Source organism: Curtobacterium sp. P97 (genome assembly GCF_023712445.1).
Classification (GTDB): Bacteria; Actinomycetota; Actinomycetes; order Actinomycetales; family Microbacteriaceae; genus Curtobacterium.
The window spans coordinates 223,865-243,735 of sequence record NZ_JAMAYF010000001.1 but is presented as its reverse complement, the minus strand read 5'-3'; the positions used below and the strand labels follow the sequence as shown (position 1 = coordinate 243,735).

General features: G+C 71.5%; 21 protein-coding genes and 2 tRNA genes. 16 read left to right on the top strand and 7 right to left on the bottom strand.

Annotated features, from left to right (window positions below):
• Positions 1–29 precede the first annotated feature (29 nt).
• Positions 30–106 (top strand) — tRNA-Met (locus M3677_RS01075).
• A 290-nt stretch (positions 107–396) separates the two neighbouring features.
• Here the strand turns inward: M3677_RS01075 and M3677_RS01070 are convergent.
• Positions 397–774: a hypothetical protein gene (locus tag M3677_RS01070; protein ID WP_251159577.1), complete on the bottom strand. Its 378-nt coding sequence runs from the start codon at positions 772–774 to the stop codon at positions 397–399.
• Between the two features lie 119 nt (positions 775–893).
• Here M3677_RS01070 and M3677_RS01065 point away from each other — a divergent pair, with 119 nt between their 5' ends.
• Genes M3677_RS01065 through M3677_RS01055 form a run of 3 tightly spaced genes read left to right on the top strand, consistent with a single transcriptional unit; the run spans position 894 to position 2,799 of the window.
• Entirely contained in the window at positions 894–1,343 is a 450-nt protein-coding gene (locus M3677_RS01065) for a MaoC family dehydratase N-terminal domain-containing protein (protein WP_251159576.1), read from the top strand.
• The gene (locus tag M3677_RS01060; protein WP_251159575.1) at positions 1,340–1,765 is read left to right on the top strand and encodes a MaoC/PaaZ C-terminal domain-containing protein; all 426 of its coding nucleotides are present in this window, start codon (positions 1,340–1,342) and stop codon (positions 1,763–1,765) included. Before M3677_RS01065 ends, M3677_RS01060 begins: the two co-directional genes overlap by 4 nt.
• Positions 1,762–2,799, top strand: coding sequence for a UDP-N-acetylmuramate dehydrogenase (locus M3677_RS01055; RefSeq protein WP_251159650.1), 1,038 nt, complete (start codon positions 1,762–1,764; stop codon positions 2,797–2,799). The genes M3677_RS01060 and M3677_RS01055 overlap by 4 nt, the downstream gene beginning before the upstream one ends.
• Before the next feature lie 57 nt (positions 2,800–2,856).
• Here M3677_RS01055 and M3677_RS01050 read toward each other — a convergent pair whose 3' ends face one another.
• Positions 2,857–4,041 (bottom strand): pyridoxal phosphate-dependent aminotransferase, encoded by a 1,185-nt coding sequence (locus tag M3677_RS01050; RefSeq protein ID WP_251159649.1) that lies wholly within the window; start codon positions 4,039–4,041, stop codon positions 2,857–2,859.
• A 221-nt stretch (positions 4,042–4,262) separates the two neighbouring features.
• On the opposite strand from M3677_RS01050, the gene M3677_RS01045 reads away from it, so the two are divergent.
• The 6 genes from M3677_RS01045 (at position 4,263) to M3677_RS01020 (ending at position 7,854) form a co-directional block, all read left to right on the top strand.
• Positions 4,263–4,335 (top strand) — tRNA-Trp (locus tag M3677_RS01045).
• Positions 4,336–4,355: 20 nt separating this feature from the next.
• Entirely contained in the window at positions 4,356–4,634 is a 279-nt protein-coding gene (gene secE, locus M3677_RS01040; protein WP_066658449.1) for a preprotein translocase subunit SecE, read from the top strand.
• A 146-nt stretch (positions 4,635–4,780) separates the two neighbouring features.
• Complete coding sequence (gene nusG, locus M3677_RS01035; RefSeq protein ID WP_209685055.1) at positions 4,781–5,833, top strand: transcription termination/antitermination protein NusG; 1,053 nt, start codon at positions 4,781–4,783, stop codon at positions 5,831–5,833.
• Positions 5,834–5,955: 122 nt separating this feature from the next.
• Positions 5,956–6,387 carry a 50S ribosomal protein L11 gene (rplK, locus tag M3677_RS01030; RefSeq protein WP_017888638.1) on the top strand — a complete coding sequence of 144 codons (432 nt, stop codon included), beginning with the start codon at positions 5,956–5,958 and terminating at the stop codon, positions 6,385–6,387.
• Between the two features lie 84 nt (positions 6,388–6,471).
• Positions 6,472–7,161 (top strand): 50S ribosomal protein L1, encoded by a 690-nt coding sequence (rplA, locus tag M3677_RS01025; protein WP_066655236.1) that lies wholly within the window; start codon positions 6,472–6,474, stop codon positions 7,159–7,161.
• A gap of 84 nt (positions 7,162–7,245) precedes the next feature.
• Positions 7,246–7,854, top strand: a complete 609-nt coding sequence (locus M3677_RS01020) for a Pr6Pr family membrane protein (RefSeq protein WP_251159574.1) — start codon at positions 7,246–7,248, stop codon at positions 7,852–7,854.
• On the opposite strand, the gene M3677_RS01015 is transcribed toward M3677_RS01020, so the two are convergent.
• Together M3677_RS01015 and M3677_RS01010 are read right to left on the bottom strand one after the other, a co-directional pair.
• Positions 7,851–8,606 (bottom strand): YqaJ viral recombinase family protein, encoded by a 756-nt coding sequence (locus M3677_RS01015; protein ID WP_308201951.1) that lies wholly within the window; start codon positions 8,604–8,606, stop codon positions 7,851–7,853. The two genes, M3677_RS01020 and M3677_RS01015, sit on opposite strands and share 4 nt — an antisense overlap.
• A gap of 59 nt (positions 8,607–8,665) precedes the next feature.
• Positions 8,666–9,877, bottom strand: a complete 1,212-nt coding sequence (locus M3677_RS01010) for an ROK family transcriptional regulator (RefSeq protein WP_066655230.1) — start codon at positions 9,875–9,877, stop codon at positions 8,666–8,668.
• 143 nt (positions 9,878–10,020) lie between these two features.
• Between M3677_RS01010 and M3677_RS01005 the strand changes: the two genes are divergently transcribed.
• The 6 genes from M3677_RS01005 (at position 10,021) to M3677_RS00980 (ending at position 16,517) form a co-directional block, all read left to right on the top strand.
• Positions 10,021–10,767 carry a sugar phosphate isomerase/epimerase gene (locus M3677_RS01005; protein ID WP_066655229.1) on the top strand — a complete coding sequence of 249 codons (747 nt, stop codon included), beginning with the start codon at positions 10,021–10,023 and terminating at the stop codon, positions 10,765–10,767.
• Positions 10,764–11,921 (top strand): Gfo/Idh/MocA family protein, encoded by a 1,158-nt coding sequence (locus M3677_RS01000; protein ID WP_251159573.1) that lies wholly within the window; start codon positions 10,764–10,766, stop codon positions 11,919–11,921. Before M3677_RS01005 ends, M3677_RS01000 begins: the two co-directional genes overlap by 4 nt.
• 159 nt (positions 11,922–12,080) lie before the next feature.
• Complete coding sequence (locus tag M3677_RS00995) at positions 12,081–13,382, top strand: sugar ABC transporter substrate-binding protein (protein ID WP_066655227.1); 1,302 nt, start codon at positions 12,081–12,083, stop codon at positions 13,380–13,382.
• Between the two features lie 170 nt (positions 13,383–13,552).
• Entirely contained in the window at positions 13,553–14,548 is a 996-nt protein-coding gene (locus tag M3677_RS00990; protein ID WP_251159572.1) for a carbohydrate ABC transporter permease, read from the top strand.
• Complete coding sequence (locus tag M3677_RS00985; RefSeq protein ID WP_066655221.1) at positions 14,541–15,380, top strand: carbohydrate ABC transporter permease; 840 nt, start codon at positions 14,541–14,543, stop codon at positions 15,378–15,380. Before M3677_RS00990 ends, M3677_RS00985 begins: the two co-directional genes overlap by 8 nt.
• Before the next feature lie 153 nt (positions 15,381–15,533).
• Complete coding sequence (locus M3677_RS00980) at positions 15,534–16,517, top strand: biopolymer transporter Tol (protein ID WP_251159571.1); 984 nt, start codon at positions 15,534–15,536, stop codon at positions 16,515–16,517.
• 154 nt (positions 16,518–16,671) lie between these two features.
• On the opposite strand, the gene M3677_RS00975 is transcribed toward M3677_RS00980, so the two are convergent.
• The 3 genes from M3677_RS00975 to M3677_RS00965 are packed head-to-tail and all read right to left on the bottom strand — an operon-like array spanning position 16,672 to position 19,786.
• A complete protein-coding gene (locus M3677_RS00975) occupies positions 16,672–17,403 on the bottom strand; it encodes a glycosyltransferase (protein WP_251159570.1) in 732 nt (243 codons plus the stop codon).
• Positions 17,400–18,749 carry a bifunctional PIG-L family deacetylase/class I SAM-dependent methyltransferase gene (locus tag M3677_RS00970; RefSeq protein ID WP_251159569.1) on the bottom strand — a complete coding sequence of 450 codons (1,350 nt, stop codon included), beginning with the start codon at positions 18,747–18,749 and terminating at the stop codon, positions 17,400–17,402. The genes M3677_RS00975 and M3677_RS00970 overlap by 4 nt, the downstream gene beginning before the upstream one ends.
• Positions 18,746–19,786, bottom strand: coding sequence for an acyl-CoA dehydrogenase (locus M3677_RS00965; protein ID WP_251159568.1), 1,041 nt, complete (start codon positions 19,784–19,786; stop codon positions 18,746–18,748). Before M3677_RS00965 ends, M3677_RS00970 begins: the two co-directional genes overlap by 4 nt.
• Positions 19,787–19,871: the final 85 nt, after the last annotated feature.

The following is a 19,871-nucleotide window of genomic DNA, read 5'->3' as shown; positions in this document are numbered from 1 at the left end:
ACCCGGAGCTGTTGTCGCTCCGGATCTCCGGCGGGGTAGCTCAGTTGGTTAGAGCACACGACTCATAATCGTGGGGTCACGGGTTCAAGTCCCGTCCTCGCTACCACAGGCCCGGCGGCCAGATCGCCGGGCTTTCGTCGTTCCCGGGGCGCGTCGTTCCCGGGCTGCGTCGGTCTCGGGGCGCGTCGGCTCGGGGCGTCATCGGTCTGATCCGAGGCCCGTCGCTCCGCCCGATCCTTCCCATCGCGGGCGCTGTACCGAGTGGGATCGAGCATGCCGAGGATTCCTGGCAGACCAGGTACGCCCGTTCTCGCCAGGTACGACTGTCCTCATCAGGCGCGCCCGTTCTCGGCGGGTGTGCCCGCCCCTGCCGCGCTGTGACGTTCCGCAATCGCCTCAGCGCGGGGGAGTGGTCAGCACTCCCGCCCCCCGGAGGGCCCGTTCGAGCGTCGCCTCCACCTGCTGCCGGGCGCTCCGCCGACGCCCCGCGCCGATGCCGCCCCCGGACACCGCCGTGGCGTGCTGGGCGTGCCGGAGCGTGATCGTGGTCGACGTCCCCGTGACGGTCGTCGAGAGCTCGTACCGCCGGAACTCCCGCGCCGGGTGCACGAGGGCGCCGAGCAGGATCGTCAGCAGCCGGTTGCCGATCGTCGCGGTGATCGTGCCCCCGGTCGACTCGACCCGGTGCCCGGTCTGTCGGAGTGCCGCGCCGGCGACCTCCATGGCGGTGCACCGGTCGCCCGTGTGGACCGCGTACTGCGTCGTGTGCTCCATGAGTCCCTCCCCGTCCCCGGAGTCGTACCCGGCGTCCCCCCGGACACCGTGCGGCGAGCATAGCCGATGCATGCTCAGGGAGAGGGCGTGTGTCGAGCGTGCTCGGTAGACTCCCACGCGTGTCAGTGAACCCCGAGCTCGTCGGCAGGACGTTCCCGCCGGCCCAGCCCTACCTGGTCGGTCGTGAGAAGGTGCGCGAGTTCTCGCGCGCCGTGTTCGCGACGAACCCGGTCCACCACGAGCCCGACGCCGCCCGCGCCGCCGGCTACACCGACGTGGTCGCCCCGCCGACCTTCGCCGTCGTCGTGCAGGAGGCGACGCTCGCCCAGCTCCTGGCCGAGCCGGACGCCGGCATCGACTTCTCCCGCGTCGTGCACGGTGAGCAGTCCTTCACCTACGACCGGCCGATCGTCGCGGGCGACGAGCTGACCGCCACGCTCACCGTCACCAGCGTGAAGACCCTCGGCGGCAACGCCATGGTGACCGCCGAGAGCACGATGCAGGACGCCTCGGGGGAGCACGTCGTCACCGCGACCTCCACCCTCGTGGTCCGAGGAGACGACGCATGACCACCGCACCCGCCACCGCGCTCGAGGTCGGCACCGTCGTCGCCGAGCGCGAGGTCCACCTCACCCGCGACGCGCTCGTCCGCTACGCCGGTGCCTCGGGCGACTTCAACCCGATCCACTACCGCGACGACGTCGCCGCCTCCGTCGGGCTCCCCGGCGTGCTCGCGCACGGCATGCTGACGATGGGGCTCGCCGTCCAGCCCGTCGCCGAGTGGCTCGGCGACCGCGGCTGGGTCCAGCGCTACGGCGTCCGATTCACCCGCCCCGTCGTCGTCGACCCCGAGGAGGGCGCGACCGTCGGCGTCGTCGCGAAGGTCGGCACCGTCGACGACCAGGGGCGTCCGCAGCGCATCGACCTCACCGTGACCGCCGCCGGGCAGACCGTGCTCGGCAAGGCGCAGGTCACGGTGGTGTTCCGCTGAGCGTGTCGACGCGACTGGCCGACCTCACCACGTTCCGTGTGGGAGGTCCTGCGGCGACGCTCCTGGTCGCGGACACGACCGACGAGCTCGTCGTGCACGCGCACACCGCGTGGCAGGACGACGAGTGGCTCGTCGTCGGTGGCGGCAGCAACCTGCTCGTCGCCGACGACGGCTTCGCCGGCACCGTCGTGCTCGTCCGGACGCGCGGTGTCGACGCCGAGCCCGACGAGGACGGCGTCACCGTCCGCGTCGCGGCCGGTGAGCCGTGGGACCGGTTCGTCGCGACGACCGTCGAGAACGGTTGGACCGGCTTGGAGGCCCTCAGCGGCATCCCGGGCACGGTCGGTGCCGCCCCCGTGCAGAACATCGGCGCCTACGGGGTCGAGCTCTCCGACGTGCTCTCCCGCATCGAGTTCCTCGACGCGTCGACGGGGGAACGCGCGTGGGTGGACGCGGCCGAGCTGGCGCTCGGCTACCGCACCTCGACGCTCAAGCACGGGCGACGAGGCGTGGTGCTGACGGTCGAGTTCCGGCTCGGCGCCACCGTGGACGAGGGCGTGCCCGTCCGTTACGCCCAGCTGGCCGGCTCGCTCGGCGTCGAACTCGGCACCCCGGTCGACCCGATGACCATCCGGACGACGGTGCTGCGCCTGCGGTCGTCCAAGGGGATGGTGCTCGACGACGCCGACCCGGACACGTGGAGCGCCGGCTCGTTCTTCACGAACCCGATCGTGTCGGCCGGGTTCGCCGAGACGCTGCCGCCGGAGGCCCCTCGTTGGCCGGCCGGCGACGACGTGAAGCTCAGCGCCGCGTGGCTCATCGAGCACGCGGGGGTGCACCGCGGGTACGCGGTCCCCGGGTCGCACGCCGCGATCTCGTCGAAGCACACCCTGGCGCTCACCAACCGCGGGGGTGCCACCGCAGCCCAGGTCGCCGAGCTCGCGCGGTACGTCCAGGTGACCGTCCTGAACCGCTTCGGCGTCTCGCTGGTCCCGGAGCCGGTCGTGGTGGGGGACCTGCTCGGCGCGAGCTGACCGACGGACGCACGCCGGGCCTCCCGGCCATCGCAGTCTCGCGAGACGCGACGGGGCCTACGCGGAGAAGAACGCCGCCAGGCGCCGGACGCCCTCGGCGATGTCGTCGTCGCCGAGGGCGTAGGACATCCGGATGTAGCCGGAGGGGCCGAAGGCCTCGCCCGGGACGACCGCGACCTCGGCGTGCTCGAGGATCAGGTCCGCGAGCTCGAGCGTGGTCGTGGGGGTCGAACCCGCCCACTCGCGGCCGAGCAGCGCCGTGACGTCGGGGTAGACGTAGAAGGCGCCCTTCGGGGTCGGGGTGACGAAGCCCGGGATCGCGTTGAGCCCCTGGACGATCGCGCGACGGCGGCGGTCGAAGGCCTCGCGCATCGCCGCGACGGGCTCCTGCGGGCCGGTGAGGGCTGCGATCGCGGCACGCTGCGACACGTTCGCCACGTTCGACGACAGGTGCGACTGCAGGTTGGACGCGGCCTTCACGGCGTCGGCCGGGCCGATGGACCACCCGACGCGCCACCCGGTCATGGCGTACGTCTTCGCGACGCCGTTGACGAGGATGGTGGTGTCGGCGAGGGCCGGTACCGCGCCGAGGATGCCCGTGAAGGCGACGTCGTCGTAGACCAGGTCCTGGTAGATCTCGTCGCTGATCACCCAGATGCCGTGCTCGAGCGCCCACTCGCCGATGGCCTTCGTCTGCTCGGCCGAGTACACCGAGCCGGTGGGGTTCGAGGGGGAGCAGAACAGCAGCGCCTTGGTCTTCGGCGTGCGCGCTGCCTCGAGCTGCTCGACCGTGACGAGGTAGTCCTGGTCGCTGCCCGCGAAGACCTCGACCGGGGTGCCCCCGGCCAGGCGGATCGCCTCGGGGTAGGTGGTCCAGTAGGGGGCGGGGAGCAGGACTTCGTCGCCCTCGTCCACGATGGTCTGGAAGGCCTGGTAGACGGCCTGCTTCCCGCCGTTGGTGACGATGACCTGCGACGGGTCGACGGTGACGCCGGACTCGCGCGCGGTCTTCTCGGCGATCGCCCGCTTGAGCTCGGGCAGGCCCGTCGCGGGCGTGTAGCGGTGGTTCGCGGGGTCCTGGACGGCCAGGACGGCGGCGTCGACCACGTGCTGCGGCGTCGCGAAGTCCGGCTCGCCCGCCGCGAACGAGATCACCGGACGACCGGCGGCCTTGAGCGCCTTGGCCTTCGCATCGACCTTGAGCGTCGCGGACTCGGCGATCGCGGCGATGCGCGACGCGATGCGCGGACGGTCGGAGGTCGCGGCGACGGAGTCCGTCGCGGTCTCGGGGGCGGTGGACTCGGGGCCGGGGCCGGGGGCTGCGGTGCTCACGGCCGCCAGCCTACCGGCGCGGCACGCCGGGGGGAGCGGCCGAGTGGACAGCGTGTGACGGACTCCCGTACACTCGACCACCGGCGCACGGAACGGTGACGGGACGTGCCCCAGGGGGTTCCGACCCCTACAGGGCGGTGGCTCAATTGGTAGAGCAGCGGTCTCCAAAACCGCAGGTTGCAGGTTCGAGTCCTGTCCGCCCTGCAAGTCTGGAAGGTGTGAAGGTGGCGAGCAAGGACATGGAGACGACGGCGGACGACGTCGTCGCGAAGGCCAAGGCCGACCGTGCTCAGCGTGGTGGCCCGATCGCTGCCGTCGTCCTCTTCATCCGCCAGGTCATCGGCGAACTCCGCAAGGTCGTCACGCCGACTCGCAAGGAGCTCTTCAGCTACACCGGCGTCGTGCTCGTCTTCGTCGTCGTGATGATGATCCTGGTGTCGATCCTCGACTTCGTCTTCGGTCTCGGCGTCGGTTACGTCTTCGGCAACGGTCCCACGGCCTGACCCGTCGCCGACCGGCCTGACGGCTGGTCTGCTGCGTCCGTTCACCTGGCCGGACCCCGACAGGAGTACGGTCGCCCGAGACGGCGACGGACGCGAACCGCTCCGGCCACTCACCCGATCCGCACCACCGAACGGAAAGAACCGCAGTGTCTGACTACTCCCGCGACGACATCGACCTCGCCACGGCTGCCGAGCAGTCCTCCGAGGTCGAGGAGAACCAGGAAGGCGACGTCGAGACCGCCGAGGGCCGTTCGGTCGAGTCCGCCGAGGAGCGTGCGATCTCCGTCGAGGACGAGGACGCCGAGTCCCTCGGGACGAGCGACGAGCCGGACGACGGCACGGTGGACACCTCCATCGACGAGGCGCTCACGGCGCTGGCCGAGTCCCGCGACCCCGAGGCGGACGCCGTCGTCGACGACGCGCTCGACATCGACTCCGCCGACGAGGCCGAGGCCGCCGTCGAGGCGGTCGAGGACGAGGAGGAGACCGAGCTCGAGGACGCCTCCGCAGCCGAGGCGAACGAGACGCTCGCCGCGGACGAGGCCCTCGACGCCGACGAGGTCGACGACGAGCCCGCCGAGGTCGACCCGTACGACGCCTTCAAGGCCGAACTGCGGATGAAGCCGGGCAAGTGGTACGTCATCCACTCCTACGCGGGCTTCGAGCGCCGCGTGAAGTCGAACATCGAGAACCGCATGATCTCGATGTCGATGGAGGACTCGATCTACCAGGTCGAGGTCCCGATGGAGGACGTCGTCGAGATCAAGAACGGGCAGCGCAAGCTGGTCACCCGCGTCCGGATCCCCTCGTACGTGCTCGTCCGCATGGACCTCAACGAGGACTCGTGGTCGGTCGTCCGCCACACCCCCGGTGTCACCGGCTTCGTCGGCAACGCCCACAACCCGACGCCGCTCCGCTTCGACGAGGCGTTCGGCATGCTGAAGTCGCTCGTGCAGGTCGCCGAGGCCGCACCGACCAAGGGCGGCGCGAAGTCCGGCGGTGCCGCACAGGCGCAGCCGCAGGCCGAGGTCGACTTCGAGATCGGCGAGACGATCACCATCAAGGAAGGCTCGTTCGCGGGCCTGCCGGGTTCGATCTCCGAGATCAAGCCGGAGAGCGGCAAGCTCACCGTCCTCGTCTCGCTGTTCGAGCGCGAGACCCCGGTCGAGCTCAGCTTCGACCAGGTCACCAAGCTGTAGTACGCTACTGAGGTTTGGCCCCGCATGCTGTGGCATGCGGGGCTTCACCGCGGTCCGGATCCGCCGGGCCAGCGGGAGAGTGCACGGATCCCCGTGCGTTCGATTCCAGGAGGAAGCACAACATGGCACCGAAGAAGAAGGTCACGGGCCTCATCAAGCTGCAGATCAACGCGGGCGCCGCCAACCCGGCCCCGCCGATCGGTCCTGCGCTCGGTCAGCACGGCGTGAACATCATGGAGTTCTGCAAGGCGTACAACGCCGCGACCGAGTCGCAGCGCGGGAACGTCGTGCCGGTCGAGATCACCGTCTACGAGGACCGTTCGTTCACGTTCGTCCTCAAGACGCCGCCGGCCGCAGAGCTGATCAAGAAGGCCGCGGGTGTGCAGAAGGGGTCCTCGACCCCGCACACGGTCAAGGTCGCGAAGATCTCGATGGACCAGGTCCGTCAGATCGCCGAGACCAAGCAGGCCGACCTGAACGCCAACGACATCGAGCAGGCCGCGAAGATCATCGCCGGCACCGCTCGTTCGATGGGCATCACGGTCGAGGCGTAAGCCTCAGCGCCCCACACACCCCGACCCCTTTCCGTGGGAGAGCCTCGCCGGCTCGTCAACCACGTAGCTCCTGAGGAGAACACCATGGCGAAGAAGTCCAAGGCCTACCAGGCCGCGGCCGCGAAGATCGAGGCCGACAAGTTCTACACCCCGACCGAGGCAGTCGCCCTCGCGAAGGAGACCGGCTCGGCGAAGACCGACTCCACGGTCGAGGTCGCGCTGAAGCTCGGCGTCGACCCGCGCAAGGCCGACCAGATGGTCCGCGGCACGGTCATCCTGCCGCACGGCACGGGCAAGACCGCCCGCGTCATCGTCTTCGCCGTGGGCGCTGCGGCCGAGGCCGCCATCGCCGCCGGTGCCGACGAGGTCGGTGGCGACGAGCTCATCGCGAAGGTGGCCGAGGGCTACACCGCGTTCGACTCCGCCGTCGCGACGCCGGAGCTCATGGGCAAGGTCGGTCGTCTCGGCAAGGTGCTCGGCCCGCGTGGCCTCATGCCCAACCCGAAGACCGGCACCGTGACCCCGAACGTGGCGCAGGCCGTCAACGACATCAAGGGCGGCAAGATCGAGTTCCGCGTCGACAAGCACGCCAACGTGCACTTCGTCGTCGGCAAGGCCTCGTTCACGCCGGAGCAGCTCGACGAGAACATCTCGGCCGCGCTCGAGGAGATCGTCCGCCTCAAGCCGTCCGCGTCGAAGGGCCGCTACATCATGAAGGGCGCCGTCTCGACGACGTTCGGACCGGGCATCCCGCTCGACGTCAACGCCATCTGATCGACTGATCAGGCCAGGAGGACCCGCACCGATCGGTGCGGGTCCTCCTGCGTTCCCGGGGGTCCGACCGGATACCGTGGCCTCGTGCGGACCCTCGTGAACTCCCTCCGGCTCGTCGCCGTGATCGCGGTCGTCGCTGCGGTCCTCGCGCAGTGGCTCGTGACCTCCCGGACGCCGGACTACCGGTTCTGGAACTTCTTCGGCTACTTCACGATCCAGTCGAACCTCATCGTCGCGGTGGCCTTCGCGCTGACCCTCGTGGCAGCAGCGCGACGGCAGCGCAGCAACCTGCTGCTCACCGGGTTCCGGGGTGCGGCGACGGTGTACATCGCCACGACGGGCGTCGTCTACAACACGCTGCTCGTCGGGGCCTCGGTGTCGAACACGGTGCCGTGGTCGAACGACGTGCTGCACAAGGTGATCCCGCTGTACGCCGTGCTCGACTGGCTGGTGTTCTCCGACCGGGCGCGGCTGCTCCTCCGGCACGTCTGGTGGTTCCTGGTCTACCCGGCGGTCTGGCTCGTCGTGGTGCTCGTCCGCGGCGCGACCGACGGGTGGGTCCCGTACCCGTTCCTGGACCCTGCGCAGGGCTACGGCGTCGTGGCGCTGTACTGCCTCGGCGTCGCGGTGTTCATCGGGCTCATGGGGATCCTCGTGGTGGGGATGAGCCGGCTGCGTCTGCTGCGGGTCTAGACCCGGAACGTCCGGAGCTTGTCGAGCACGAGGTCCGCGAGCTGGACGAGCCCGCGGATCTGGTCGTCGTCGCGGTCGACCCACCGGCACTCGGGTTCGTCGGCGACGGGCACGAAGTCGTCGTGGCGCTCCCACACGAACAGGGTGCGGTCGGCCCCCAGGACGTACTGCTGCCACCAGACCTGGCGCAGGTAGTGCCGGGGGATGCTCCGCCAGCCCTTGCCCGTGGTCTTGATCTCGGCGAGCACGAGTCGGTCGGACGCGTCGTGGCCGACGCCGTCCGGGGTCGCCAGGTGCGCGCGGTTCGCGCTCGCGTGGAAGAGGTGGGCCGACGGCTCGATGCCGTGCGTGGCCGCGACCCAGGCGGCGATCACGGGCTCACGGTCCTTGCCGTGCTCGGTCCAGGCGTTGCCCGAGAACCGGGAGCCGTACCGCTTCTCGGCGACGACGGTCTCGACCGCGCGCAGCGACGCGAGCCGTGCGACGTCGGTCGCGGTGATGCCCATCGCGCGGGCGCGGAGCCACGCCACCCGGTCGGACGAGTGCGCGACGATCCGCTCGGTGTGCCCGCGGAGCGCGGTGAACGCGTCGTGGCCACCGGGCGCGGATCGCGGGCCCGCGGCAGGACGACCGACGGGAGCAGCGTCGCGTGCAGCCGACCGCACGGCGGACGTGGCCGGCGCGGCGGAGGCGGGGAGGGCCTCCAGACCGGGGTCCAGGTCGCCCCACAGGGTGGGCTGCACGATCGTCACCGGACGATTGTCACCCCGCGGGCCGACACGGCGCGAACCGACGCGCGCGGCGTCCGCCCTCAGGAGACGAGCTGACGGCCCTCGGCGGGGGCGACGAGCTCGTCGACGCCGGCGGGAGAGAGCGCGTAGTCGAGGGCGAGCACGGCTGCGCCCTGCAGTGCGGCGACGGAGCCCGCACGGGACTGCGCGATCACGAGGTGCTCGGTGGCGAGGGGCATCGAGCGGGCGTAGACGACCTCGCGGACACCGGCGAGCAGGTGCTCCCCGGCACGGGTGATGGAGCCGCCGAGCGTGATCACGGACGGGTTGACGAGCGAGACACAGGTCGCGAGGACCTCGCCGATGTCCCGGCCGGCCTGTCGGACGGCCCCGATCGCGTCGAGTTCCGAACGGTTCACCAGGTCGATGACGTCGCCGCTGGTGTGCACGTCGTGACCCTTCGCCCGCAGGGCGCGGGCGATGGCCGGGCCGGAGGCGACGGCCTCGAGGCAGCCGGTGTTGCCGCAGTGGCACGGCACGTCGCCCGCGCGGGACACGCGCACGTGACCGATGTCGCCCGCGGTGCCCTGCGCGCCCCGGCGGAGCTGCCCGTCGGAGACGATGCCCGAGCCGATGCCGGTCGCGACCTTCACGAACAACAGGTGGTCCAGGTCCGGCCAGCCGTACGCCCGTTCGCCGAGCGCGGCGATGTTCACGTCGTTGTCGACCAGCACGTGCGCGGCGACGTGGCCGCGCAACCATCCGGGGACGTCGAAGCCGTCCCAGCCCGGCATGATCGGCGGGTTCGCCGGGCGCCCGGTGGAGAACTCGACCGGGCCGGGGACGCCGATGCCGATCGCGACGACGTCGTCGCGCCGCCGACCGACCTCGTCGAGCAGTTCGTCGACGGTCTCGACCAGCCACGTGAGGGTGGGGACCGGGCCGGCGGCGATGTCGATCGCGGCCTCCCGCGTCGCCAGCGGGGCCCCGACGAGGTCGGTCACGGCGACCCGCCCGTGCGAGGCACCGAGGTCGGCGGCCACGACGAGGCGTGCGCGCGGGACGAGGGCGACCTGGGCGGGGGGACGGCCGCCGGTCGACGCGGCGGTCTCCACGGGGCCCACGAGCCCCACGTCGACGAGGGCGTCCAGGCGCACGGCGATCGTCGAGCGCGCGAGTCCCGTCAGGGCGGCGAGCTCCGCCCGGGTCCGCGGCACACCGTCGCGGAGGATCTGGAAGAGTTCGCTCGCTCCGACCGGCGGCGACGCTGCCGTCCGGGTGAAGTCGATCATGTCGGGAGTGAAGCACACATCGAACGCGCCACGCAACGAAGACTGTCGAGGACTTCGCAACTTCTGCTTGACCGCCGACAGAAGCGGCCATAGTGTGACGCTCGATCACTGACGATCCACCATCTCGACGAGGAGAACCCCTGGTGACACAACCCCTGTCGGTCCAGCTCTACACGGTGCGGGACGCCCTCTCGGCGGACCTGCCGGGCACGCTCCAGCGCATCGCGTCCATCGGCTACACGAACGTCGAGGCCTTCGGCTTCGTCGACCGCGCCGAGGAACTGCGCGACGCCCTGGCGGCCGCTGGCCTGCAGGCACCGAGCGGCCACGCCCGTCTGCTGGACGCTGGGGAGCAGGACCTCGAGCGCATCCTCCACGCCAGCGTCACGGTCGGGCTGGGGACGCTCATCGACCCGCACATCGACGAGGCCCGCTGGACGACCCGCGAGGACGTCGAGGCCGTCGCCCGCGAACTCAGCGCACTGGCTCCCCGCGCCGCCGACCACGGACTCGTGCTCGGCTACCACAACCACGCGTTCGAGTTCTCGAACCGCATCGACGGCGTGAGCGCCTACGAGGTCTTCGCCGACGCGCTGTCCGACGACGTCGTCCTCGAGCTCGACACCTACTGGGTGACGGTCGGTGGCGACGACCCGGTCGCGATCCTCGGCAAGTACGGCGACAAGGTGCAGTTCCTGCACGTCAAGGACGGCGACGGCTCGCACGACGACGAGAAGCAGGTCGCGGTGGGCAACGGCGTCATGCCGATCCGCGACATCGTCGCCGCGGCGCCGGACGCCCAGCACGTCGTCGAGCTCGACGGCCACGAGGGCGACGTGTTCCAGGCCGTCGCCGACTCGTACACGTTCCTGCAGGGGGTCCGCGCATGACCGACACGACGACCGCGGCGGGCGCGCAGCAGTCCGACGACGCCGCGCACCGCACCGGCCCGGTCGGGGTCGGCGTCATCGGGGCCGGGGTCATCTCCGACCAGTACCTGTCGAACCTCACGGTCTTCCCCGACGTCGAGGTCCGGTTCATCGCCGACATCGACGAGGCACGTGCCGCCGCCCAGGCCGAGAAGTGGGGCGTCGCCGGATCGGGATCGGTGGAGGAGCTCCTCGCCGACGACGACGTCGAGATCGTCGTGAACCTGACCATCCCGGCCGCGCACGTCGAGGTCGCCCTCCGCGCCCTCGCCGCGGGCAAGCACGTCTGGGGCGAGAAGCCCTACGCGCTCGACCGCTCCAGCGCGGCCGAGCTCCGGGACGCGGCGCGCGCCGCCGGCAGGACCGTCAGCGTCGCGCCGGACACGTTCCTCGGCGCCGGACTGCAGACCGCCCTCCGGACGATCCGCGACGGTCGGATCGGCACGCCGCTGAACGGTCTGACCCTCTTCCAGAGCCCCGGGCCCGAGTCGTGGCACCCGAGCCCCGAGTTCCTGTTCGCGGACGGCGCCGGCCCGTTGTTCGACATCGGCCCGTACTACATCACCACGCTCGTGCAGGCGTTCGGCCCCGTCGCGAAGGTCACCGCCACCGCGTCGAGGTCCCGTGCCACCCGCACGATCGGCTCGGGTCCGAAGGCCGGGACGGAGTTCCCCGTCGACGTGCCGACGAACCACTCGGCGCTGATCCAGTTCGAGGACGGCGGGAGCGCGCAGAGCGTGTTCTCGTTCGAGTCCGACCGTGGCCGCACCGGCTTCGTCGAGATCGCGGGGGAGACGGGGACCGTCGTGTTCCCGGACCCGAACGACTTCGACGGCGACACCGAGCTGTACGTGCTCGGTGCCGACGAGCCCGAGACGATCCCCGCCGTCGGGTCCACCTACTCGCGGGGGACGGGCGTGGTCGACCTGGCCCGCTCCCTCCGTGCGGGTGAGGAGAACCGGGTCCCCGGCGACCTCGCCTTCCACGTCCTCGACGTGATGGTCTCCATCGCCGAGGCGGCAGAACGTGGTGAGACGGTGCTCGTGGAGAGCACCGTCGCACCCTCCCCGACCCTCCCCGAGGGCTGGGACCCGGCGGAGTCGACCCTGTCCTGACCGGACGCGCCGGCGTCCGTCCGCGGACGACGGCACACCCGGGCAGGGCATCGGGACGACCCCGCACGCCGGTGACGGCGACGTCGACCGGCACGCACACAGCAGCACCCGACACGTACACCCCTTCGCACCATCTCAACGACGAGAAAGTAGAGAGTCATGCGCACTGCCATCCGCGCACTGGCCATCACCGCGGCCGCGGCACTCACCGTGACCGGCCTGGCGGCCTGCTCCTCCGGGTCGTCCGGTTCCTCCGGCGACTCGAAGACGCTCACGTACTGGGCGTCCAACCAGGGCACGTCCCTGCAGAACGACAAGGAGGTGCTCACCCCCGTCCTCGAGAAGTTCACCAAGGAGACCGGGATCAAGGTGGACCTCCAGGTCATCGGCTGGAACGACCTGCAGACGAAGATCACCACCGCCGTCACCTCGGGCCAGGGCCCGGACGTGGTCAACATCGGCAACACCTGGGCGACGTCGCTCCAGGCCACCGGCGCCTTCCAGGAGTTCGGTGACTCGGAGATGGAGGCGATCGGCGGTGCCGACAAGTTCGGCAAGGTCGCGCTGTCCACCGGTGGTGCTCCGGGCAAGACCGTCACGAGCGTCCCGCTCTACGGCCTCGCCTACGGCCTGTACTACAACAAGCAGATGTTCAAGGACGCCGGCCTCGAGGCACCCACCACGTGGGAGGAGCTGACCGCCGACGCGAAGAAGCTCACCACCGACGGCAAGTACGGCTTCACCATCGCCGGTGGCTCGTACACCGAGAACGCGCACTTCGCCTTCATCAACTCGGCGCAGAACGGCGGCGAGTGGTTCGACGAGGACGGCAACCCGACCTTCACCCAGAAGGCGAACGTCGACGGCATCAAGCGCTACCTCGACCTGATGCAGTCCGACAAGGCGGTCAACACCTCGAACGCGCAGTACGACAACGGCACGCAGGCGGTGTCGGACTTCGCGAACAAGAAGGCCGCGATGATGCTGACGCAGAACAACGCGAACGCCACGATCACGTCGAACGGCATGTCCGCCGACGACTTCGGCGTGGTGCCCTTCCCGGCACCCGAGGGCGCGAAGGACATCGCCTCCTTCCCCGCCGGCATCAACCTGTCGGTCTTCAAGAACACGAAGAACAAGGACGGTGCGCTGAAGTTCGTCAAGTACATGACGAGCGAGGACACCCAGACGACGCTCGACAAGCCGTACTCGGCCCTGCCGGTGCTCGCCTCGGCTGCCGACTCGGTCTCCGACGAGCAGACGAAGACGTTCCTCGACATCTACAACAACAAGGCGAAGCCGCTCCCGCTGGTGCCCGCCGAGGACCAGTTCGAGTCGACGGTCGGCAAGGCGATGAACGACATGTTCGCCAAGATCGCCACCGGCGGCACGGTGTCCGACAGCGACATCAAGACGGCCCTGCAGACCGCGCAGGACCAGGTCTCGCAGTCGGTCGGCTAGTCGGCCGGGAGGCCCGGGGTGCGTCCGCAGGACGCGCCCCGGGCCTCGCCCCTCCACACCCGGCCCCGCGCCGGGGGTGAGCGCATCGGCTCACGCACGCCGCGCCTCCCGTCCGCTGCCACGGACCCGCGCGAAGCACCGATCCCCCTCCTGCCGGAAGGCCCCCACCCATGACCACCTCGGTCCTGCCCGACTCCGAGCGCATCGACCTGACCCACTCGAAGGCACCGACCCTGTCGGGGCCGCAGCCGGGTCGGAAGCCGAAGCGCCACTGGCTGCCGTACGCGCTCGTCGCGCCGGCGGTCCTCTTCGAGCTGCTCATCCACATCGTGCCGATGCTCACCGGCATCTGGATCTCGTTCGTGCAGCTCACCAAGTACTTCATCGCGAACTGGGGAGCCGCGCCCTTCGCCGGGCTGCGGAACTACTCGGTCGCCATCGACTTCGACCAGGCCATCGGCAAGGGCGTCCTCAACTCGTTCCTCATCACCTGCGGCTACACGGTCATCGTCGTCGCGCTGGCGTGGACCTTCGGCATGGCTGCGGCGGTCGCGCTGCAGAAGCCCTTCAAGGGCCGCGGGCTCTTCCGCACGCTCTTCCTCGTGCCGTACGCGCTGCCGATGTACGCCGGCATCATCACCTGGAAGTTCATGTTCCAGCGGGACTCGGGTGCCGTGAACCACGTCCTCGTCGACCAGCTCGGACTCTTCGGTGGGCAGGGACCGTTCTGGCTGATCGGCTCGAACGCGTTCGTCTCGGTCGTCGTCGTCGCGATCTGGAAGACCTGGCCGTTCGCGTTCCTCATGCTCATGGCGGGCCTGCAGTCGGTGCCGAACGACGTGTACGAGGCCGCGTCGGTGGACGGTGCGAAGCCCTTCCGCCAGTGGCGCTCCATCACGCTGCCGATGGTCCGTCCGGTCAACGTGACGCTCGTGCTCGTGATGTTCCTCTGGACGTTCAACGACTTCAACACGCCGTACGTGCTGTTCGGCTCGACCGCGCAACCGCCGGCCGCCGACCTGCTCAGCTTCCACATCTACAACGCGTCGTTCATCACCTGGAACTTCGGTTCCGGCGCCGCGATGAGCGTGCTGCTCCTCATCTTCCTGCTCATCGTCACGGGCATCTACCTGGCCGTGACCAACCGGAGGTCCGTCCGTGCGTGAAACAATGGGCGCCAAGTCCTTCAAGGTCGTCACGATCGTCCTGTTGACGTTGTTCACGGTCGTCCCGCTCTACGTGATGATCACCACGGCGATGAAGCCGCTCGGCGACGTGCAGGACAACTTCACGTGGATCCCGACCAACATCACCCTCCAGCCGTTCATCGACATGTGGTCGACGGTGCCGCTGGCGAAGTACTTCGTGAACTCGCTCGTGGTCTGCACGATCGCGACGCTGTTCTCGCTGATCATCGCCACGTTCGCCGCGTACGGTGTCTCGCGCTGGAACTTCAAGGGCAAGAGCACCTTCACCACGGCGGTGCTCTCCACCCAGATGTTCCCGGGCGTGCTGTTCCTGCTGCCGCTGTTCCTCATCTTCACGAACCTCGGCAACGCGCTCGGCATCCAGCTCGTCGGGTCGTGGCTCGGCCTGATCATCACCTACCTGACGTTCACGCTGCCGTTCTCGATCTGGATGCTGTCCGGGTACTTCGAGACGATCCCGCGGGAGCTCGACGAGGCCGCGATGGTCGACGGCTCCGGCCCGATGGGCGCGCTGTTCCGGGTCATCCTGCCCTCGGCGCGACCCGGGCTCGTCGCGGTCGGCATCTACTCGTTCATGACCGCGTGGGGCGAGGTCCTCTTCGCCTCGGTGATGACGAACGGCGACGGGCAGCTGCTCGCGAACGGTCTGCAGCAGTACTCCACGCAGACGAACGTGTACTGGAACCAGATCATGGCGGCGTCGCTCGTCGTCTCGATCCCGGTCGTGGTGGCGTTCCTCATCGTGCAGCGTCAGTTCGTGGCCGGTCTGACCGCGGGTGCGGTGAAGTAGGCGCTCCCGGCCGGCCCGGCCGGGCTCGGCTGGCGGGCCCGGCCGGCCTACCCGAGACTCGGCTCGGCGGACAGTTTCGCGGGACTTCGCCCGTGGAACTGTCCGCCGGGCCGAGTCTCGTCGGTGCGTGGTCCGATGCGACAGGATGGACAGATGACGGGGACGCGAGGACGGCAGCTGCTGCCGGGGCAGAGCAGCCGGGTGCACGTGTACGACGTCGAGACCCGGACGTCGAGGCTCGTGTTCTCGTCGGACCGGGTGCTCGTCGAGGCGCCGAACGTGCGCGACGACGGCACGCTCGTGCTGAACGGGGACGGGGACCTCTGGCTCCTGACCCCGCCGGCGCTGGGCAGCGACACGGTGCTCGACGAGACCGCCCTCGTCCGCGTGCCGATGCCGGGCGTCGACGAGATCAACAACGACCACGTGCTCGACCCCGGCGGCGACTCCGTGGTGGTGAGCGCCCGCGACGGCGAGCTGTACCGGGTCCAGTTGCCCGAGGGCGGGTCGGCGGCCCGCATCACCGACACCGCCCCGGTGCTGCCGGTGGTCCGGAAGTACTACCTGCACGGCATCGCGCCCGACGGCTCGGCCCTCGCGGCGATCGTGGGGGAGCGCACGCCGGAGGGGGTCTGGACGACCGACGTCGCCCTCGTCGACGCAGCGTCCGGCGACACGACCTTCCTCACGCGGGACCCCCACCCGGACGACGGGTGCGCGATCACGCCGGACGGCGCCACCGTCCTGTTCAACACCGAGCGGTTCACACCGGGCACCGCGCAGCTCGCGTCGCTCCGGCTCGGGGCCCGGGACGGAGCGGGCGACGGCGCTGCGGACGATCCCGGTGTGGGCGGTCCCGTGCAGATCACCGCCGACGCCCGCGTGAACTGGTTCCCGCACCTGTCCCCGGACGGCGCGCACCTGCTCTACCTGTCGTACGGCCCCGGCGTGCAGGGGCACCCCGCCGACCACCGGGTCGAGCTGCGGCTGCTGCCCGGGGTCCTGGCCCGGGGCGCGCGGATCGCCGTCGTGCCCGAGACCCTCGTCGCGCTCGACGGCGGCCAGGGCACGGTCAACGTCCCGCCGTGGTCGCCCGACTCGCGCTGGTTCGCGTACTGCGACTACCCCGTCACCTGAGCGCGTCGGGCCGCTCCGCGGGAGTCTGCGCGTGGACCCGCACCGCACGACGCAACGTCGGCGACTGCTCGCAGCGGTGTCGCCGTGCGGGCAGCCGCCGACGTTGCGTTCCGCGGGAGGGGCGGAAGGGGCGGGCGGGGGCCGGAGGGGCGGGTCAGCCGGCGTCGCCGTAGGTGCGACGGAGGTGCTCCGCGTACCCACCGGGGGTCCGGCCGGCGAAGCGTCCGCTCGTGACCACCGGGAGCTCGGTCGTCGCCCGGACGTCGAGCCCGAGTGCCCGTGCCCGGTCCACCAGTCGGACGTCCTCGTGCTCGGGCACGGGGTCGAAGCCGCCCAACGCGGTGTCGGCGTCCGCCCGCACGCCGAGGTTCGCGCCGTGCACGTGCCCGAGGGTCGCCCCGGGCGGGTGTGCCGCCCGCCAGCGGTCGAGCACCGCGGGGTCGAGGTCGTCCGGGTCGGGGACGACCGCGCCGACGAGCAGGTGCGCCCCGGCGAGCAGGGCGTCCACCGGCTGCACGAGCCAGTCCGGGTGGACGCGCGAGTCGGCGTCGGTGTGCGCGAACCAGTGTCGGCCGGGCGGGGTCGCCCGGGCGAGGGTCCTCGCGTGCGCGGTGCCGAGTGCCCGCGCGCGACCCACGCCGACGCGCGACGAGGTCCTGACGTGCAGGCGACCCGTCCGCCACACGGGGTCCGCCTGCCGCGCCGTCCCGACGATGCCGGCCGTGCCGTCCGTGCAGCCGTCGAGGACGAGCGTCACGGCGGCCCGGGTCGACGGGTGCGCGTCGTGGAGTGACGTGACGGCGGTCGCCAGTGCGTCGAGGGCGGCGCGGACGGAGGTCTCCTCGTCGTGCACCGGGACGACGACGTCGATGCGGGTGGCGCTCACCGGACGAGCCCCTCGGCCCGGGCGACCGAGGTGACGGCGGGTCCCGGCAGCACACTGAGCACGAAGTCCTCCTCGACGTGCCGGACGAGTGCAGGCCGCGGCCAGCGGGTGGCCAGCCGCGCGTCCACCGTGTCGCCGTCGGTCACCGCGTCGTCGTCCGGGTGGCGCCAGTGGCAGGCGACGAGCACGCCGTCGTCGTCGAGCGTCTCGAGCACCCGGTCGACGGTGCGGTCGAGGTCGTCCGGCGACAGGTAGTAGCCGACCTCCGAGAGCACCACCAGGTCCCACCGGCCGTCCGGCCACTCGGCGGGGAACGCGGCGGTCTCGAACCGGGCGCCCGGTGCCCGTCGCTCCGCCCGCTCGATCGCGGCGGCAGCGACGTCCGTGCCGAGGACCGCGTCCGCGCGCTCTGTGAGGGCCGCGGTGAGCACGCCGGTCGCGCAGCCGAGCTCGAGCGCCGACCGGAAGCGGGGGCGGGGGAGTGCGGCCAGGGTGACGGCGCGCTTCCGTTGCTCGTACCAGGAGCCGTCGAAGTCCCACCCCTCGGGCTTCCGCGCGTAGTGCGCGTCGAAGGAGTCCCCGGAGCGCGACCGCACCGGCGCGAACAGCCACTCCTCGACCCGCAGGTGGTGCGCCGCGTGACGGTCGTCGACGATCGCCTCGTCCCCGGGTGCTGCCGACAACGGCAGCGTCTGCGACGGGTAGGCGGCCAGCGCCCGGGCCTTCCGGTCACGGACGTCCGCGTCGAGGGTGAGCGTGCGGGCCCGGTCCCACGGTGCGGTCGGAGCAGCCGGGTCGTCCCAGTGCCAGGCCCACACCGGGTACGCGAGCAGGTCGGTGCCCGGCGTCGCGTCGACCACCTGCTCCGCGACCTCGCCGGCGATCCGGTGGTCGCGGTGTCCGTCCCCGCGCCAGGGCGCGACGACGAGCGTCGGACGCGGCGCCCCGGCGAGACGGTGCTCGAGTGCGGCGCGCAGCACGTCGACGTGTTCCCGCACCGCGCCGTCGGGCACGTCGAGCTCGGTCGCGCCGGCCGTCGGGTGCAGCACGCGCAGCGCGGCCCGGAACTCGGCGGCGCGACGGGGCGCGAGCTCGGCGGGTGTCACCGTGGGGGAGTCCGGGTGCGAGCGCTCGCCGCGGGTGACGAGCAGCACGTGGACGGGGATGCCGGCGTCCGCGGCCGTCGCGATCAGGCCACCGGCGCCGAGGGTCTCGTCGTCGGGGTGCGGCGCGACGACGACCACCGAGCCGACACCGTGCAGGTCGACCGGCACCGCGGGCACCGAGCGGAGGAACGCCGTCCACGCCGCGGGATCGGTCCCGGGTTCGCGATGGTCGAAGCTCACCACGCGACACCGCCGCGTTCGGTGACGATGCGTCCGACCCGGGCGAGGTCGCGCTCCCCGTGGTCCTGCAGCACGTAGAGCCCGAGGTCGGCGACCCGTACGGCGACCGCGGGGTCGCTCGTCAGCGGGGCGGGGCCGAGCGTCGCGACGACGCGCTGCGACACGGCGTCGACCGCGCGACGGACCCGCGACCGCGTGACCTGCGCCACGAGCGACCAGTCGGTGTCGTCGTCCGACGCGGCTGCGTCGATCCGGGCGGCGGCGGTCGCCAGGGCGTCCTCGGCGTCGGCGAGGTCGAGGACCGTCGCGCCGAGCGCTGCCCGGAGCAGTTCGGCGTCGGGTCGGGCCGCCGCGGCGGACCGCAGCAGCCGGGCGAGCCCGACGGCTCCGCCCCACCAGCAGGCCGCGACGCCGATGCCGCCCCAGGCGAAGCCCGGGCGCGTGAGGTACCAGCCGGGTGCGCCGACCGCGGTCGCCCGGACGCCGGTGCAGTCGACCGGGCCGCTCGGGACGTCGGGCATCCCGCGCGCGACCCAGGCCTCGTCGTGCGCCGTGACACCGTCCTGTCGCAGGTCGACCGCGAACAGCTGCCGGTCGTCACCGACGTGCGCGGTGACGAGCGCGTGCGAGAGCGTCGACGCGAGCGAGCACCAGGGCTTCGTCCCGTCGAGCCGGACGGCGTCGGGACCGTCGGCGGGGTCAGGGGTCGCGGTGAGCGTCGTCCCCGGCGCCTCGGCCGCGAAGACGCCCCAGGTCGAGCCCTCCGGGGCGGCCGAACCGGCCTGGGCGAGGATGCCGAGCGCGTCGAGGTGCGGTTCGACGGTGCGGGCGAGCGCGACGTCGGCGGCGGCGACCGCGGCGAGGGCCGCGAACGCGCCGCCGGCGGATCCTGCGGACAGGGGCGGAGCGGTGTCGGCCAGCCACCGTGCGAAGGCGAGCCGGTCCTGCGGGGACGAGCCGGTCCTCCCGGCCGCCGCCTCGACGCCCGCGGTGTCGACGTCCGTCACGGACGGGGGCCAGGCCGGGGATCGCAGCATGGTGCCGACGCTACGGGCGACCGCCCGGGCGGCTGCTCGGGAAGCGTCGACGAGCCCCGGGACCGGTCGGACGATCCACAGGACG

Coding starts and splice junctions, on each gene's coding strand:
- M3677_RS01070 (WP_251159577.1), bottom strand. CDS start 774: ATGGAGCACACGACGCAGTACGCGGTCCACACGGGCGACCGGTGCACC.
- M3677_RS01060 (WP_251159575.1), top strand. CDS start 1,340: ATGACCACCGCACCCGCCACCGCGCTCGAGGTCGGCACCGTCGTCGCC.
- rplK (WP_017888638.1), top strand. CDS start 5,956: ATGGCACCGAAGAAGAAGGTCACGGGCCTCATCAAGCTGCAGATCAAC.
- rplA (WP_066655236.1), top strand. CDS start 6,472: ATGGCGAAGAAGTCCAAGGCCTACCAGGCCGCGGCCGCGAAGATCGAG.
- M3677_RS01010 (WP_066655230.1), bottom strand. CDS start 9,877: ATGATCGACTTCACCCGGACGGCAGCGTCGCCGCCGGTCGGAGCGAGC.
- M3677_RS01000 (WP_251159573.1), top strand. CDS start 10,764: ATGACCGACACGACGACCGCGGCGGGCGCGCAGCAGTCCGACGACGCC.
- M3677_RS00995 (WP_066655227.1), top strand. CDS start 12,081: ATGCGCACTGCCATCCGCGCACTGGCCATCACCGCGGCCGCGGCACTC.
- M3677_RS00990 (WP_251159572.1), top strand. CDS start 13,553: ATGACCACCTCGGTCCTGCCCGACTCCGAGCGCATCGACCTGACCCAC.
- M3677_RS00980 (WP_251159571.1), top strand. CDS start 15,534: ATGACGGGGACGCGAGGACGGCAGCTGCTGCCGGGGCAGAGCAGCCGG.
- M3677_RS00965 (WP_251159568.1), bottom strand. CDS start 19,786: ATGCTGCGATCCCCGGCCTGGCCCCCGTCCGTGACGGACGTCGACACC.